Origin of the sequence: Cellulomonas carbonis (assembly GCF_014636275.1) — a bacterium.
Lineage (GTDB): Bacteria > Actinomycetota > Actinomycetes > Actinomycetales > Cellulomonadaceae > Actinotalea > Actinotalea carbonis.
On the sequence record NZ_BMEB01000004.1, the window covers coordinates 141,605 to 157,007 of the forward strand.

Consider the following 15,403-nt stretch of genomic DNA (forward strand, 5'->3'; position numbering starts at 1 on the left):
CGCCGTGCTCATCAAGGTCCTCCTGCTCGCCGCGATCGCCCTCGTGGTGGTGCTCGGCATGCGAGCCCCGAGCGGAGCGCGGCACCTCGCGATGCGCCGGATGGCCCTCGCGGGCTTCGCGCTCTTCGCGGCGCTGTCGGTCGTGTTCCCCGACGCGTGGAACGAGGCGGCGGGCGTCGTCGGCGTCGGGCGGGGGACGGACCTGCTGCTGTACGGCCTGATCATCGCGTTCCTCCTGTCCCTCGTGACGATGTACCGCAGGCACCGCGAGATGGAGCGGCGGCTCACCCTGCTCGCGCGCCGGCTCGCGATCGACGAGGCGATCGGCCGCTTCCCGCCGACCGCCCCTGCGCCGCCCGCGCCCACGGCGCCCCCCACGCCGCCGACGACGACGGGGGACGACCGTGCGTGAGCGCGTCCGCGCGGCCGTCCGGACGCGGGACCCCCGCGCCGTCTTCTGGGCCGCCTTCCTCGCGATGGCGGCCCTGGGCGGGGTCTGGGCGGTCTCGAACCCGATGGCCGCGTCGCCCGACGAGCCGAGCCACATCGTCCGCGCGGTCGGGATCGTCCGCGAGCGGTCGCTCGGCGAGGAGGTCCGCGTCGGGATGCGGCAGGTCGAGGTCCCGCGTGTGTACGCCGCGACGCTCGAGATGCCCGGCTGCTACGCGTTCCGCGCCGACCAGCCCGCGAGCTGCTCGTTCGTCGACCTCACGACCCCGGCGGTCGACCAGCCGGCCACCACGACCGCGGACGAGGGCAACCCGCTGTACTACGCGATCGTCGGCCTGCCGAGCCTGCTGCCGCCGTCGCTCGAGGCCGCTTACCTCATGCGCATCGTCAGCGTGCTGCTGTCGAGCGCGCTCGTCGCGGCCGGCCTGCGGTCGCTCGCCGAGGCGCGGCTGGGCGGCTGGGCCGTCCTCGGCGCGGGCGTCGCGACGACGCCGATGGTCGTCTTCATGGCGAGCACGGTGAACCCCAACTCCGTCGAGGCCACCGCCGCGATCGGCCTGTGGCTCACGCTCCTCGCGGCGCTGCACCGCCCACGGCCCGAGCTCGCGCTGCGGCAGTGGTGGCGCGCCGGGGTGCTCGTGGTGCTGCTCGTCAACGCGAAGGCGCTCTCGCCGCTCTTCCTCGCGCTGGTGGTCCTCACGGTGCTGGTCACCGTCCCGTGGCGCCGGACGGCGGCCGTGCTGGCCGACCGGAGGCCGTGGCCCGGGATCGTGCTCGGCGCCGTCGGCAGCGCCGCAGCCGTCGCGTGGACGGCGGTCAACGGCGCCGTGTCGGGCGGCGACGTCGTGAACCACCCGGACCTCGAGTGGCGCGGGGCGCTCGAAGGGGCCCTGTCCCTGACGACGTTCTACTACGAGGGCATGGTGGGCCGGTTCGGCTGGCTCGACACGCGCCCGCCGTCGTGGACCTACTACTGGTTCACCGCGGTGCTGGGCACGGTCCTGGCCGCGGCGTGGGCCGTCGCCCGACGGCGTCAGCGCGTCGTCGTCGCCGTGCTCGCCGTCGCCGTGTGGCTCGTCCCCGTGGCGCTGCAGGTCCCGAACGCGCGCTACCTGGGCCTGCCGTGGCAGGGCCGGTACCTGCTCGCGGTCGCGGTCGGCGTGCCGATCCTCGCGGGCCTGGCCGTGCAGGCACGGGTGACCGCGATCCCGCGGCGCGTGACGCGCCGCGTGCTCGTCCTGGGCGTGACGACGCTCGGCGTCGTGCACCTCGCCCAGCTCCTCGCCAACCTGCGGAGGTACGTCGCGGGGACCGAGGCCCCCTGGTTCGAGCCCGTCGCCAACCCCTGGTACCCGCCCGTGCCGCTCCCGCTCGTGCTGGTCGGTGCCGTGGTCGCGGTCGTGGCCTGGAGCGCCGTCCTGGGGTGGTTCGCGCTCGGCCGCACGGCGCCCGAGGCGACCGACGAGGGGCTCGCCGACGTGGACGGGGTCGTGCGGGCGCACGACGACGGCACGACCCGCCCGCTCGACCGCGCGTCCCGCCCGCTGGACGGCTCGCCTGCCACGGGGAAGGGTGCCGGCGCGGCCCCGAGCGGGTCCGTCGCTGGGCCGTCGGCGGCGCCCAGGTGCTGAGCGCCGCCGAGCCGGTCAGCGCTCGGTCTCGAGGAGCCCGAGCAGGTAGGTGCCGTAGCCGGACTTCACGAGGCGCTCGGCACGCTCGCGCAGGCCGTCGTCGTCGAGGAAGCCCTGCCGCCAGGCGACCTCCTCGGGCGCGCCGATCTTCATGCCCTGCCGGTGCTCGATCGTGCGGACGTAGTCCGAGGCCTCCAGCAGCGAGTCGAACGTCCCCGTGTCGAGCCACGCGGTGCCGCGGGGGAGGACCTCGACCTGGAGGCGGCCCTGCTCGAGGTACGCGCGGTTCACGTCGGTGATCTCGTACTCGCCGCGGGCGGACGGCTCGAGGTCGCGTGCGATCGCGATCACGTCGTTGTCGTAGAAGTACAGACCCGGCACCGCGTAGCTCGAGCGCGGCTTCGCCGGCTTCTCCTCGAGCGACAGGGCGCGTCCGTCGGCGTCGAACTCGACGACGCCGTACGCGGTCGGGTCCGCGACGCGGTACGCGAACACGGCACCGCCGTCGACGTCGTGGAAGCGGCCCAGGCGCGACCCGAGGCCCGGTCCGTAGAAGATGTTGTCGCCCAGGACGAGGGCGGCGCTGTCCGTCCCGACGAAGTCCGCACCGAGCACGAAGGCCTGCGCGAGGCCGTTGGGCTCCGCCTGGACGGTGTACTCGATCGAGATGCCGAACTGCGAGCCGTCGCCGAGGAGCCGGTGGAACTGCTCGGCGTCGTGCGGCGTCGTGATGACGAGCACGTCCCGGATGCCGGCGAGCATGAGCGTCGACAGCGGGTAGTAGATCATCGGCTTGTCGTACACCGGCACGAGCTGCTTGCTCACGCCGAGGGTGATGGGGTGCAGGCGTGTGCCGGACCCGCCGGCCAGGATGATTCCGCGCATGGGCCCCAAGTGTGCCGTACGTCTCGCGCACGGCGGGCACGGGTATGTCCGGTTCGTCCCGTTGCTACAGTGGCCGACGACCTCACCCCGAGCGGGAGGACGGCCTGTGCACCGCCTCGAGAACCCTGTCCGCGAGTACGACTGGGGGTCACCGACGACGATCCCCGAGCTCCTCGGTCGTCGACCCACGACGAAGCCGGCCGCGGAGCTGTGGCTCGGCGCCCACCCGTCGGCCCCGTCGACGGCGCTCACGCCGGACGGGCCGGTCCCGCTCGACGAGTACATCGGCGACGACCCGGCCGGCGTGCTCGGTGCGGACGTCGTCGCGCGCTTCGGCGCGTGCCTGCCGTACCTGCTGAAGATCATCGCCGCGGACAAGCCGCTCTCGCTCCAGGTGCACCCGTCGGCGGACGCCGCGCGTGCGGGGTTCGAGCGCGAGGAGCTCTCGGGGGTCGCGATCGACGACCCGCACCGCAACTACAAGGACCGCAACCACAAGCCCGAGCTGGTCTTCGCGCTCACGCCGTTCCAGGCGATGTGCGGGTTCCGGGCACCGCGCCGCGCGGCCGAGCTCGTCGCCGGGCTCGACGCCGAGCTGGCGCACGTGCTCCACGCGGACCTGCGCGCCGACCCGTCGTTCCGGGGGATCCGGGCGGCGTTCCGCCGCCTCCTCGACCCGCACGACCCACCCACGGCCGCCCAGGTCGGGGAGGTCGTCGACGCGTGCCGCGAGCGCCTCGCCGCGGGCTCGCCGTCCCCGCGTGCGGACGGCACCGTGGTGCTGCTCGCCGAGCACTACCCGGGTGACCCGGGCGTGGTGACGTCGCTGCTGCTCAACCCGGTCACGCTGCAGCCCGGCGAGGCCCTGTTCGTCCCGGCGGGTGGCGTCCACGCCTACCTCTCGGGGACCGCGGTCGAGATCATGGCCAACTCGGACAACGTGCTCCGCGCGGGGCTCACGTCCAAGCACATCGACATCCCCGAGCTGCTCGACAACGTCGACTACGTCGCGGCCCCGCCGATCCGTGTCGCGCCCGAGGCGTTCCACGGCTCGACCAAGGCGTTCTACGCCCCGGTCGACGACTTCGAGCTGTCCTTCACCCGGCTGACGGACGGCGCGGTGCACCCGCTGCCCGGTCGGGGGCCCCGTGTGCTCCTGTGCCTCGAGGGGGCCGTGACCCTCGAGTCGGCGACGGGCGACAAGCTGGACCTCGTGCGCGGCGAGTCGGCCTTCGTGCCCGCGCGCGACGGGTCGCTGGTCGCCTCGGGTGTCGGCACGGTCGTGCAGGCCGACGTCCCCTGACGCGCGGAGGACGTCGGCCCGCCCCCCGCGTCAGACGAGGCGGCCCACGCGCTCGGTCTCGACCAGGTGCTCCCGACGCGCCGCGTCCTCGGCGAGCGCGGTGGTGACGTCTGGCGACGTGAGCACGACCGAGCCGTCGGCGCCGAAGACCACGACGGCCGCCGCGACGACCGCGAGGGCGTCGTCGTCGCGCGCCTGCAGCAGCGCCCGGTAGGCCACCGACTCGTCGGCCGCGTCGAGCCACTCCTCGCCGGGCCAGCGGGCGTCCGCCGTCTCGCGCGCCCACGCGCCGAGCTCGGCGTGCGCACGCGTCGTCGCCCCGGGGCCGAGGGTGCGGACCGCGCACGCGGCAGGGGAGTGCTCGCGGACGTACGTCAGCACGTCGCCGTAGCCGAGCACCGCCGCGGAGGAGTCGGTGACCCCCGGGGGGAGCGCTCCGTCGAAGCGCCGCGCGAGCGCGGGGAGCGCGACGGCGACGACGTCGGCGGGCGTGCCCGCCCAGCGCTCGGGACGGTCGGTCACGACGACGGTGCCCGCCTCGACCGTGCCCGGGTCGTCCGTCGCCACGCACGCGCCGGCGCGCCACGCGGCGAACGCCCAGACGACGGTGCGCCAGTGCGGCGGCAGGTCGAGCACGACCTCGGACGCGGGCCCCGCGTGGAACTCCTCGACGAGGAGGTTGGTCGCCTTCGTGACCCAGTTGTCGAGCACGTGGCCCGAGAGCTCGATGCGCTCGCCGTCCGGGCCGTACCAGGTGAGCCGCGGCCGACCGGGGTCGGCGGTGACGGTGCTGAGGACGCGGGGGAGGAGGGCACCGGACGGGGCCGGCGGCTGCTGGTGGGGGGTGCTCGCGGTCACACGGGACAGCGTAGGGTGTCCGCTTCGTCCACCTCTGCCCGCCGAACGGGTGCTGATACCACGCTCCGGCTTGACCCTCACGGATGACACGCGTGTAATTTGACTCATGCCGTCCCGACAGCCGTCGATGGTGGACGACCGTGAGGGACAGCATGCAGGACGCCCCGAGGGGACCAGGCGGCACGGAAGGCTCTGACATGTGGAACTTGCTCGACGACGACGCATCGTTCCTCGCGCCGCCACGCCCGACCGAGGGCGCGACGGTGCTGCCGCTCTTCGGCACGGCGGACGAGGACACGGCGCTCGGCTGGCAGGAGCGCGCGCTGTGCGCGCAGACCGACCCTGAGGCCTTCTTCCCGGAGAAGGGCGGCTCGACGCGCGAGGCGAAGAAGGTCTGCCTCGGCTGCGACGTCCGCGCCGAGTGCCTCGAGTACGCGCTCGCCAACGACGAGCGCTTCGGCATCTGGGGCGGGCTCTCCGAGCGCGAGCGCCGCAAGCTCAAGAAGCGCGTCGTCTGAGCGCGCCCCCGGGCGCGCCACAGGACCTCATGACTGACGGCAGCGCCTCCGCAGCGGTGCCCCGGCGCCATCGCACGTCCTCGGTCACGGCCGTCGTCGTGACGCGCGGCGACACCGAGTACGCCTCCGAGACCCTGACGGCGCTCGCGGGGCAGGTCCGCCCACCGGCCCACGTGCTGCTCGTCGACGTCGGGACCGAGCCCGCGCACGTCGCGCGGACGCTCGCCGCCCAGCTCTTCGCCGGCCCCGACGCGCCACGCCTCTCCGTGGTGGAGGCGACCCGCGCGCGCACCTTCGGGGCGGCCGTCCGGGCGGGCCTGGACGCGGGCTCGGAGGTGCTCGGGCGCGACGACTGGCTGTGGCTGCTGCACGACGACAGCGCGCCCGCCCCGGACACGCTCGCCGAGCTGATGCGGGCGGTCGAGATCGCCCCCTCGGTCGGCGTCGCGGGCTGCAAGCAGCGCACGTGGTCCGGTCCGGCCCGAGTCCTCGAGGTGGGCGTCTCGACGTCGCGGTTCGGGCGGCGCATGACGGGCATCGAGGGCGCCGAGGTCGACCAGGGGCAGTACGACGGCCGCGAGGACGTGCTCGCGGTGGGGATCGCCGGTGCCCTCGTGCGTCGTGACGTCTGGGACGCGCTCGGCGGGCCCGACCCGGCGCTCGGCCCGTTCGGCGACGGGGCGGACCTGTGCCGCCGCGCCCGCCTCGCCGGTCACCGGGTCGTCGTCGTCCCGAGAGCGGTGGTCCGCCACGCGCAGGCGTCGCTCGCCGACCCCGTGTCCGGTGCCGTGGTCAACCGGCCGGGCTGGGACGCGCGCCGGTCGGCCCGGGCGCGCCGCGAGGCCTACCTCCACGGCCAGCTCGTCGGGGTGCCGCTGCCGCTCGTCCCCGTCGTGACGGTCCTCGCCGTGGTGAGCGGCGTCGTCCGCGCGCTCGGACGGCTGGTCTCCAAGGAGCCGCACCTCGTGCTCCCCGAGCTGGTGGCGCCCTGGTCGGTCCTCGTCCGCCCGCTGCGCGTGGTCCGCGCGCGCCGACGCCAGGCCGCGACGCGTCGGCTCCCGCGGCGGTCGCTGCGCCCGCTGCAGGTCACGTGGCGCGAGGTCGTCCGCCAGACCCGCGACCGTCGCCTCTCGGCGGCCGAGCGCCGTCGCCACGCCGAGGCGCCGAGCGAGCTCGAGCTCCGCGAGCTCGCGGCGCTGCGGCGACGACGCCGTGGCACGGGCCTGCTGGTCCTCCTCGGGGCCGCCGCGGTCACCACGGCGGTGCTCGGACCCCTCGTGACGCGCGTGCTCGCAGGCGAGCGGCTCACAGGCGGGACGCTGCCCGGCGCGGCGTCGTCGGCGCTCGAGACGTGGCGCGTGGTCCGCGCGGCCTGGGTGCCCGCCGACCTGGGCCACCCCGGTCCCGTGGACCCCGCGCTCCTCGCGACTCTGCCGCTCGCCGCCGTCGCCGGGTCCCTGTCGGTGGGGATCGGCGTCGTGGTCCTGCTCTCGCTCGTCCTGGCCGCCGCCGGCGCGTGGTTCGCCGCGGGTGCCGCGACCCGGTCCGTGGCCCTGCGCGCGTGGGCGGCCCTCGTGTGGACGGCCGCCCCGAGCCTGCTCGTGGGTGTCGCGGACCTGCGCTGGGGTGCGGTCCTCGCGCACGTCCTCCTTCCGTGGGTGCTCCTGGGCGTCGCACGCGGCGTCGGGGCCGCGCGAGTCGACGTCGTCGCCTCCGGCCTGCTCGGCGCCCAGCGCCTGGTCGACCGGGCGCCGGACGCCCCGCCGGTCCCGGGGACGCTCGCCGTCGAGGACCGGTGGGCCGGCTTCGGCGACGACGACGCCGACGACGTCGACGGCGCCGACGACGTCGACGGCGCCGACGACGACGACGGCGAGGACGCCGACGCCTCCCAGGACTTCGAGGTCCCGTCCGAGCGCGCCGGGAAGGTCGCCGGCTCCGGCGGGTCGGAGGCGGTCGACGCCGTGCCGGCCCGGTCCGTGCCCACCCAGAAGGTCCACGCCCCGGTGCCGAACCCGGTGCCGAACCCGGTGCCGAACCCGGTGCCGAACCCGGTGCCCACGCCGGAGCCGCCCGTTCCCGCCCACGCGGTGCCGGCCCACCCGGCGCCCGCCCCGCTGCCCGTCCGACGCGCACCGGCCTCGCTCGCGGCGCTCGCCGGCGGGTCGCTCGCCCTCGCCGCGGCGTCCGCCGGCGCACCCGTGCTGCTGCCGGCCGCGCTCCTCCTCGTGCCCGTGCTCGCGCTCGTCGTGCCGCGTCGCCGCGTCCTGTGGCTCCCGGTCCCCGCGCTCGCGCTCCACGCCCCCGTGGTCGTCGAGGCGGTGCGGACGTGGGGTGACGGTGGCTGGCGCGCGCTGCTCGCGGACCCGGGGGTCCCCGTCGCGAGCACGGCCGCCCCCGCGTGGCAGCAGCTCCTCGGGCACCCGGTCGCGCCCGACGCGCTCCCGTGGTTCGACGGCGTCGCGGCCGAGGTCGCGCTGCTCGTGGCCGGAGGCGTCCTCGTCCTCGTCGCGGCCCTCGCGCTCACCCGCGGCTCGGCGCTGCGCGCCGCGTGCGTCGGCTGGGCCGCCGCCGCCGTCGGCCTGCTGGGCGGCGCGCTCGCCGGTCGCGCCGTCGTCGCGCGGTCCGGCGACGCCCTCGTGACGGCGTGGCCGGGCGGTGCCGTCAGCCTCGTCGTCGCGGGGCTCGGCGCTGCCGCCCTGGTCGGTGCCGACGGGTTGCGGTCCCGGCTCGCGCGGCGCTCGTTCGGCTGGCGCCAGCTCACGGCGGGCCTGCTGACGGTGCTCGCCGTGCTTGCCCCCGTCGTCGTGCTCGGCACCTGGACGTACCAGGCGCTCGTCGCGCCCGGAACGGCCCTGGCTGCACGGACGACGGACGTGGCCGTCGTCCCGGCCGTCGGTCGGCAGCTGCAGTCCTCACCCGACGACGTGCGGGTCCTCGCGGTCGGGGCGCGCTCGTCCGACGAGGTCTCGGCGACGCTCCTGCGCGACGACGGCGCACAGCTGGTCGAGTGGTCGCGCAGCGTGACGGCGCGTGAGGTCGCCGGGTCGTGGGACGCCCCCGGGCCCGTCGGCCCCGACGACGCCGAGCAGGAGCTGCTCGCCGTCGTCGGGACGCTCGTCACGGGCACGGGTGACGACGTCGCGCAGGACCTCGCCCTGCTCGGGGTCGGCGCGGTCCTCGTGCCACCGGCCGCCGACCTCGACGCGTCCGGAGGGCCCGGCGATGCGGACGCCGACCAGGACGGCGGCGCGGACGCCGTCGCCCGCACCGCGCGGACCGAGCTCGTCGCGCGGCTCGACGCGACGCCCGGTCTCGAGCGGGTCACCGAGACGGGGTCCGGCATCATCTGGCGCGTCGCACCCGGCGCCGGGACGACGACGGCGTGGGCACGCCTCGTGGGCGGCGACGCCGTGCAGCCCGTCGCGTCCGACGACGGCACGGTCCGGACCCGGGTCGAGGCCGGGGGGCCCGGTGCCGAGCGCCGGCTCGTGCTGGCCGAGCGTGCCGACCCCGCGTGGCGCGCGACGCTCGACGGTCGGCCCCTGCGCTCCGTCACCGAGGGCTGGCGTCAGGCGTTCGAGGTCGGCGAGGACGGGGGGCTGCTCGTGGTGACGCGTGCGCCGACCGAGCGCACGGCCTGGACCGCGGTCCAGGGGTCGGTCCTCCTCGTGACGCTCCTGCTCGCGGTGCCTGTCCGACGACGGCGTGGAGGGACCCGATGACCGACGAGACCCCACCCACGGCTCCCACCGCTCCGGCCGCGGGCACGTCCGGGACGCGCGCGGAGGTGCAGTCCTTCCGGCCACGCGTCGGCGCCGCGCGGCGCGTGGCCCGCGCCGCGGCGCACGCCGGCGCCGCGCTCCTCGTCCTCGGTGTCGCGGCCGGCGTCGCGGTGCTCGACGAGAGCGTCGACCGGCCGGCGCCCGTCGAGGCCGGGGCCGACGCCGTCAGCGTGCCGCCGGCCGCCGTCCGGCTCGTGTGCCCGGGGGGCGTGCGCCTCCCGACCGAGCCGGTCCCCGGTGAGGACGTGAGCTACGACGCGCAGTTCGACCCCTCGCCCGAGGACGCCGTCGAGCGGCTCGTGGCCGTCCTCGACGGGGCCGGCGACGCCGGCGTGGGTCCGATCGGCGGGGACACGACCGGCCTCGACGTGGCCGAGGACGCCGGCGAGGCGACGCTCGAGGACGTCGACGGCGGCTCGGTCCTGGAGGTCGTCCCGGAGGACGTCGTCGTGGCTGCCGGCGTCGTCACGGCGTCCGTGGGCAGCGGGGACCTGCGGGGCATCACCGCGGCGGGCTGCGTCCGGCCCGCCGCCGAGCAGTGGCTGGTCGGCGGGGGCACGTCGGTCGGCTCGAGTGCTCGCCTGGTGCTGCAGAACCCGGGTCGCACCGCGGCGAGCGTCGAGGTCGACCTGTGGGGCCCGGCCGGACCCGTCGAGCTCGCCGGTGCGCCCGAGTTCCTCGTCCCGGCGGGGTCCGAGCGGGTCGTCCTCCTCGAGGGTGTCGCCGCGGACCAGCGCCGGGTCGTCGTGCGTGTCACGGCGAGCGGCGGGCTCGTGGGTGCGTACGTGCAGGACAGCGAGCTGCGCGGGCTGGTGCCCGCCGGCGTCGACCACGTCGTGCCGGGTGCGGCGCCCTCGACGCGCCAGGTGGTGCCTGGGATCGACGTGCCGACGACCGAGGTGGAGGGGGCCGACCCGGCGCTCCTGCGCCTCCTGGCACCCGAGGCGGGCACGACGGCGCGCATCTCGCTCGTCGGACCCGAGGGGGTCGTGCGCCTACCCGGCGCCGAGGAGGTCCGGCTCGAGGCCGGGACGGTCCTCGACGTGCCCCTCGGCGGGCTCGCGCAGGGCGGCTACACCGCGGTCGTCGAGGCGGACGAGCCGGTCGTCGCGGCGGCCATGGTCACGCGCGGGCGGTCGGTCGGCCGCACGGACGGGGTCCGCACCGACCCGGTCGACCGTGCGTGGGCAGCCTCTGTCCGGCCCGGCGGCACCTCGGCCGTCGCGCTGCCGTCGGACGTGCCGGGCCGTCTGGTGCTCGGCGTCGTCGAGGGCGACGGTCCGCGGGTCGTCGAGGTCGGCGTGCGGCTGCTCTCGACCGGAGGCGGGGTCGTCGCCGAGGGCACCGTGACCCTCACGGAGGGCCGCAGCACGACCGTGGGCCGCGCGGAGCTCCTCGAGCTCGTCACGGGCGAGGAGGCCGCCGCGGACGACGTCGGCCGGGTCGCGGGGGTCGTGGTGGGCACCGACGACGAGCGCGTCGCGTGGGCGTCGGTCCTCACCGCGCCGCTGCCGACCGGGGACGTCGTGTCGGTGATCGTCCCGACGCCCGCGCTGGAGAGCCGCACCGAGGTCGCGGTCGCGCTGCGCTGACCCCGCCCGCCCGCCCGCCCGCCCGCGCGCGCGCAGGCCGGGCCCGTCGCGCACGACCTCAGCGGTCGGTGCCCTCGGGGCCGACGGCGCGGGTCTCCCACGCCTCGCGAACGCGGAGCCCGAGCCGCGCCGCGGCGCGCAGCGGCCACTGGTACGCGTGCGGGTAGTGCCGGGCGACGTAGCGTGCGGCGCTGCGGTGGTGCGCGCGGATCATGGGCGCGGGACGCTCGCGCCACGACGTCCCGCCGACGTGCGTGACGGCCGCGGACGGCACGTGCACGTTGGCCCAGCCCCGGCGGCCGAGACGCTCGCCCAGGTCGACGTCCTCGAAGAACATGAAGTAGCCCTCGTCGAAGCCGCCGACCTCCTCGAACGCCTCCCGGCGGAGCAGCAGGCAGGACCCCGACAGCCACCCGGCGGGCCGCTCGTCCTGCGACGCGGCGTCGCTGCGGTAGGCGCGCGTCCACGGGTTGTCCGGCCAGACCCGGCCCAGGACGGCGTGCCCGACGCCCGACGTGAACGACGGCAGCGCGCGCGCGGACGGGTAGCGCGTCCCGTCCGTGTTGAGCACCGCGGGGCCGAACGAGCCGCCACGGGGGTACCGGTGGGCGGCGTCGACGAGGGTGTCGAGCGACCCCGGGTGCCACACGATGTCCGTGTTGGCCACGACCACCCACGGCTCGTCGCCGTCCTGCGCGCCCCGGTTCGCCGCGGCGCCGTAGCCGAGGTTGCGGCCCGCACGGAGCACGACCGCGCCCGCGCGCGAGGCGACGTCGTCGACGACCGTCGGGTCGTCGCCGTTGTCGGCGAGGACGAGGGTCACTGGTCGCGTCGTGGCCGTCCGGAGCGACGCCGCGAACTCGGCGAGCTCGGGTCCGGGGTTGTAGGCCACGCACACGACGCGGATCGCGTCGCCGTCCCGAGGGGTCGAGGGCTGGTCGGCCGGTCCGGAGGGCGTGCTCATGGTGGGGTCAGCCTAGCCGGGGCCCGTCGCCCCGACGGCCTGACGACGGGCGGGCGGCGAGGCCGGTCGGACGGTCGTGGGAGAGGAGCGGACGGACGGGGACGGACGGGGACGGACGGGGCCGGACGGGGCCGGACGCGGTGCTCAGCCGCGGTAGTGCGGGTCGACGTCCTCGGGGGGACGCGAGAGCAGGTGCGCGACCTGCTCGACCAGCACGTCGCGGACGAGCTCGGCGAGCTCGCCCTCGTCGACCGCCCGCGTCTCGACGGGGCGCCGGTAGACCACGATGCGCGCGGCCGTGCCGACGTCGGCGGGGAAGCAGCGCCCCAGCGGGACGCCCCCGCGCTCCCAGGGCGCAGGCTGCGACGGCGGCACGTCCTCGACCGCGAACTCCGTGCCCTCGAGCTCGTCCGCCCACCGACGCTCGAGGCGCTCGACCTCCTCGAGCACGGTGTCGTCGAAGCGCTCGGCGCGCGTGCGGTAGGCGGGCAGCGACGGCGGGACCACGAGACCGCGGGGTCCGCGTCCGCGACGGTCACGTCGACGCGTCCCGACGGGCCCCGCGTCGCGCGCGGGACGGACGGGCAGGGTCACGTCGTCCACTCTAGGCACCGCGACCACCGTCGGCGCGCGAGCCTGCAGCACCCGGGGGGAGGGATCTGCCCCTACCCGTCACCCGACCGGCGGTGCCCGGGTGGACGGTCGCCGTGTCGCGGCGGCCGTGTCGGTGCAGGCAGGTACTCTCGCTCGGGTGAGGTCAGGACGGCAGTGCTCCCGCAGCGCGTGCGGACGCCCGGCGGTGGCGACGCTGACCTACGTGTACTCGGACTCGACCGCGGTCCTCGGGCCGCTCGCGATGCTCGCCGAGCCCCACTCCTACGACCTGTGCAGCGAGCACGCCGGGCGCCTCACGGCGCCGCGCGGGTGGGAGGTCGTCCGGCTCACCCCGGAGTTCGTGCCGGTCGGCCCGAGCCCCGACGACCTCGTGGCGCTCGCCGAGGCGGTGCGCGAGGCAGGGCGCTCGACCACCGAGCAGCCTGCGGTGGAGCCGGCCGTGGCCGAGACCGCGCGGCGGGGGCACCTGCGCGTGCTGCGAGGCGAAGGGGGCTGACATGGCGGACGCCACGGGCGCAGGGGGCACGCCGCGGCGTCGCAGGTCGGCACGGCCAGCGACGCCCGAGCCCGCGGCCCCGACCGGTCCCGTCGGGCCCAGCGTGTGCTCCTCGTGCGCGAGCGACGACCTGACCCGGCTGTCCATGGTCCTCGCCGACGGCACCGACGTCGTCTTCCTCTCGTGCCGACGGTGCGAGAGCCGGGAGTGGGTCCAGCCGGAACCCGACGGTGGCTGGTCCTCGATCCCGATCGACTCGGTCATCGCGCGCTCGGCCCGCCGACGCTGACCCGGTGGCCGGCCCACCGGTGCGGAGCGGTCCTGACCGTTGCGCGGCGTCGGAGCGCGGCGTCCCGTCACGTGCTGGTCACCCGCACGTGACCCCCGCGACGCGACGGCCGCGGCAGAGTGGGACGGCGCCCACCACGAGGGCGCGCGCCGACCGTCGTCCCACGACTGCCTAGGATGCCCGCGTGACCCATGCCGCTACGCCCGACCTGCCCGATCTGCCCGACCTCTCCGGCCTCATCAAGGCCTACGACGTCAGGGGTGTGGTCCCGGACCCGTTCAGCCCCGAGGTCGCGCGTGCGATCGGCGCCGCGTTCGCCGACGTCGTCGTGCTCCCCGGTGCCTCCGGGCCCGGGCGCGCGACCGCCGTCATCGGCAACGACATGCGGCCCTCGGGACCCGACCTGGTGACCGCGTTCGCGGACGGGCTGACGCGTCGGGGCGTCGACGTGATCCTCATCGGCCTGTGCTCGACCGACGGGCTCTACCACGCGTCCGGCGCGCTCGACCTGCCCGGCGCGATGTTCACCGCGAGCCACAACCCCGCCGAGTACAACGGCATCAAGATGTGCCACGCGGGCGCCCGGCCCGTGGGCGAGGACAGCGGGCTCGCCGCGGTCCGCACGCTCGCCGCGCGGTACCTCGCCGAGGGGCTCCCGGCCGAGGTCGCCGTCCCGGGCACGACCGAGAACCGCGAGATGCTCGCCGAGTACGCGACCTTCCTGCGGACGCTCGTCGACCTCGGCGGCATCCGCCCGCTCAAGGTCGTCGTGGACGCGGGCAACGGCATGGCGGGCCTGACGGTGCCCGCGGTGCTCGGCACGGCTGCGGGTCTGCCGGAGCTGCCGCTCGACGTCGTCCCGCTGTACTTCGAGCTCGACGGGAGCTTCCCGAACCACGAGGCGAACCCGCTCGAGCCCGAGAACCTGCGCGACCTCCAGGCCGCGGTCGTCGAGCACGGTGCGGACATCGGCCTCGCGTTCGACGGCGACGCGGACCGGTGCTTCGTGGTCGACGAGCTCGGTGCCGCGGTGAGCCCGTCCGCCGTCACCGCGCTCGTGGGTCTGCGCGAGGTCGCGCGCGAGCTCGAGGCCGGCCGCACCCCGACCGTGATCCACAACCTCATCACGTCCCGCGTCGTGCCGGACCTGCTCAGCGGGGCCGGGGCGACCACGGTCCGCACGCGCGTCGGCCACTCGTTCATCAAGGCCGAGATGGCGGCGAACGACGCCGTCTTCGGGGGCGAGCACAGCGCGCACTACTACTTCCGCGACTTCTTCTTCGCGGACACCGGGATGCTCGCGGCGATGCACGTGCTCGCGGCGCTCGGCACGTCGACGACGCCGGACGGCCGCCCCGTCACGATGTCCGCGCTGGCCGAGGCCTACGAGCCGTACGTCGCGAGCGGCGAGATCAACTCGCGCGTGGACGACGTGCCCGCCGCACGGGCCCGCGTCGTCGAGGCGTACGTGACGCAGCAGGGTGCGGGGCCGGTCGAGGTCGACGAGCTCGACGGGCTGACCGTGTCGCACTGGGACGACCACCCCCGCTGGTGGTTCAACCTCCGCGCCTCGAACACCGAGCCGCTGCTGCGGCTCAACGTCGAGGCCGCCGACGAGGACGTCATGGTCAAGGTGCGCGACGACGTGCTCGCACTCGTGCGCCAGGGCACGATGGTGGCCTCGACGCAGCCTGAGGAGGGGTGATGAGCGGGACGGACCACGGCCTGCCGGGGGACGACGGCCCGCGGCTCGACGCCTGGGTGCGGGACATCCTGCGCTGCCCCGGCTGCGGCTCACCGCTGCGTGACGGCACGCGCCCCGACGGCTCGCCCGAGCTCGTGTGCACGGGCGAGTCCTGCGCGCTCGCGTACCCCGTGCGGGACGGGATCCCCGTGCTGCTGGTCGACGAGGCGTACCCGTCCTCCGGGACCGTCTGAGCGCTCGCCGGTGCGTCGTCGTCCCGCGCGCGTGAGCCGGCCTGCCCCGCCGCTGGGCCCCGCCTCCGACCCCGCCTGA

At 76.3% G+C, this 15,403-nt stretch carries 14 protein-coding genes; 10 read left to right on the forward strand and 4 right to left on the reverse strand.

The window, feature by feature from the left end:
• Window positions 1–4 precede the first annotated feature (4 nt).
• Together IEV86_RS13005 and IEV86_RS13010 are read left to right on the forward strand one after the other, a co-directional pair.
• On the forward strand, window positions 5–412 hold the full coding sequence (locus IEV86_RS13005; protein WP_043609217.1) for a DUF2304 domain-containing protein: 408 nt from the start codon (window positions 5–7) through the stop codon (window positions 410–412).
• Entirely contained in the window at window positions 405–2,081 is a 1,677-nt protein-coding gene (locus tag IEV86_RS13010) for a DUF2142 domain-containing protein (RefSeq protein ID WP_043609218.1), read from the forward strand. Before IEV86_RS13005 ends, IEV86_RS13010 begins: the two co-directional genes overlap by 8 nt.
• Before the next feature lie 15 nt (window positions 2,082–2,096).
• Here the strand turns inward: IEV86_RS13010 and rfbA are convergent, their stop codons facing one another.
• A complete protein-coding gene (gene rfbA, locus IEV86_RS13015) occupies window positions 2,097–2,966 on the reverse strand; it encodes a glucose-1-phosphate thymidylyltransferase RfbA (protein ID WP_043609220.1) in 870 nt (289 codons plus the stop codon).
• Between the two features lie 106 nt (window positions 2,967–3,072).
• Here rfbA and manA point away from each other — a divergent pair, with 106 nt between their 5' ends.
• Window positions 3,073–4,269 carry a mannose-6-phosphate isomerase, class I gene (manA, locus tag IEV86_RS13020; protein ID WP_043609223.1) on the forward strand — a complete coding sequence of 399 codons (1,197 nt, stop codon included), beginning with the start codon at window positions 3,073–3,075 and terminating at the stop codon, window positions 4,267–4,269.
• A gap of 30 nt (window positions 4,270–4,299) precedes the next feature.
• Here manA and IEV86_RS13025 read toward each other — a convergent pair whose 3' ends face one another.
• Entirely contained in the window at window positions 4,300–5,127 is an 828-nt protein-coding gene (locus tag IEV86_RS13025; RefSeq protein WP_043609226.1) for a TIGR03089 family protein, read from the reverse strand.
• Window positions 5,128–5,324: 197 nt separating this feature from the next.
• On the opposite strand from IEV86_RS13025, the gene IEV86_RS13030 reads away from it, so the two are divergent.
• The 3 genes from IEV86_RS13030 to IEV86_RS13040 are packed head-to-tail and all read left to right on the forward strand — an operon-like array spanning window position 5,325 to window position 11,022.
• Window positions 5,325–5,645 carry a WhiB family transcriptional regulator gene (locus tag IEV86_RS13030; RefSeq protein ID WP_043609229.1) on the forward strand — a complete coding sequence of 107 codons (321 nt, stop codon included), beginning with the start codon at window positions 5,325–5,327 and terminating at the stop codon, window positions 5,643–5,645.
• Window positions 5,646–5,674: 29 nt separating this feature from the next.
• A complete protein-coding gene (locus IEV86_RS13035; protein WP_188484698.1) occupies window positions 5,675–9,370 on the forward strand; it encodes a glycosyltransferase in 3,696 nt (1,231 codons plus the stop codon).
• Window positions 9,367–11,022 carry a DUF5719 family protein gene (locus IEV86_RS13040; RefSeq protein WP_043608733.1) on the forward strand — a complete coding sequence of 552 codons (1,656 nt, stop codon included), beginning with the start codon at window positions 9,367–9,369 and terminating at the stop codon, window positions 11,020–11,022. The genes IEV86_RS13035 and IEV86_RS13040 overlap by 4 nt, the downstream gene beginning before the upstream one ends.
• 58 nt (window positions 11,023–11,080) lie before the next feature.
• Here IEV86_RS13040 and IEV86_RS13045 read toward each other — a convergent pair whose 3' ends face one another.
• Window positions 11,081–11,986 carry a glycosyltransferase family 2 protein gene (locus IEV86_RS13045; RefSeq protein ID WP_043608736.1) on the reverse strand — a complete coding sequence of 302 codons (906 nt, stop codon included), beginning with the start codon at window positions 11,984–11,986 and terminating at the stop codon, window positions 11,081–11,083.
• A 144-nt stretch (window positions 11,987–12,130) separates the two neighbouring features.
• A complete protein-coding gene (locus IEV86_RS13050; protein ID WP_306460085.1) occupies window positions 12,131–12,580 on the reverse strand; it encodes a metallopeptidase family protein in 450 nt (149 codons plus the stop codon).
• A gap of 157 nt (window positions 12,581–12,737) precedes the next feature.
• Between IEV86_RS13050 and IEV86_RS13055 the strand changes: the two genes are divergently transcribed.
• From IEV86_RS13055 to IEV86_RS13070, 4 genes are all read left to right on the forward strand, one after another.
• A complete protein-coding gene (locus IEV86_RS13055) occupies window positions 12,738–13,097 on the forward strand; it encodes a DUF3499 domain-containing protein (RefSeq protein WP_043608753.1) in 360 nt (119 codons plus the stop codon).
• Window position 13,098: 1 nt separating this feature from the next.
• A complete protein-coding gene (locus IEV86_RS13060; protein ID WP_043608739.1) occupies window positions 13,099–13,386 on the forward strand; it encodes a hypothetical protein in 288 nt (95 codons plus the stop codon).
• Window positions 13,387–13,570: 184 nt separating this feature from the next.
• Window positions 13,571–15,091 carry a phosphomannomutase/phosphoglucomutase gene (locus IEV86_RS13065; protein WP_229734643.1) on the forward strand — a complete coding sequence of 507 codons (1,521 nt, stop codon included), beginning with the start codon at window positions 13,571–13,573 and terminating at the stop codon, window positions 15,089–15,091.
• On the forward strand, window positions 15,091–15,324 hold the full coding sequence (locus IEV86_RS13070; protein ID WP_052426455.1) for a Trm112 family protein: 234 nt from the start codon (window positions 15,091–15,093) through the stop codon (window positions 15,322–15,324). Before IEV86_RS13065 ends, IEV86_RS13070 begins: the two co-directional genes overlap by 1 nt.
• Window positions 15,325–15,403: the final 79 nt, after the last annotated feature.

Coding starts and splice junctions, on each gene's coding strand:
- rfbA (WP_043609220.1), bottom strand. CDS start 2,966: ATGCGCGGAATCATCCTGGCCGGCGGGTCCGGCACACGCCTGCACCCC.
- IEV86_RS13030 (WP_043609229.1), top strand. CDS start 5,325: ATGTGGAACTTGCTCGACGACGACGCATCGTTCCTCGCGCCGCCACGC.
- IEV86_RS13035 (WP_188484698.1), top strand. CDS start 5,675: ATGACTGACGGCAGCGCCTCCGCAGCGGTGCCCCGGCGCCATCGCACG.
- IEV86_RS13040 (WP_043608733.1), top strand. CDS start 9,367: ATGACCGACGAGACCCCACCCACGGCTCCCACCGCTCCGGCCGCGGGC.
- IEV86_RS13045 (WP_043608736.1), bottom strand. CDS start 11,986: ATGAGCACGCCCTCCGGACCGGCCGACCAGCCCTCGACCCCTCGGGAC.
- IEV86_RS13060 (WP_043608739.1), top strand. CDS start 13,099: ATGGCGGACGCCACGGGCGCAGGGGGCACGCCGCGGCGTCGCAGGTCG.
- IEV86_RS13070 (WP_052426455.1), top strand. CDS start 15,091: ATGAGCGGGACGGACCACGGCCTGCCGGGGGACGACGGCCCGCGGCTC.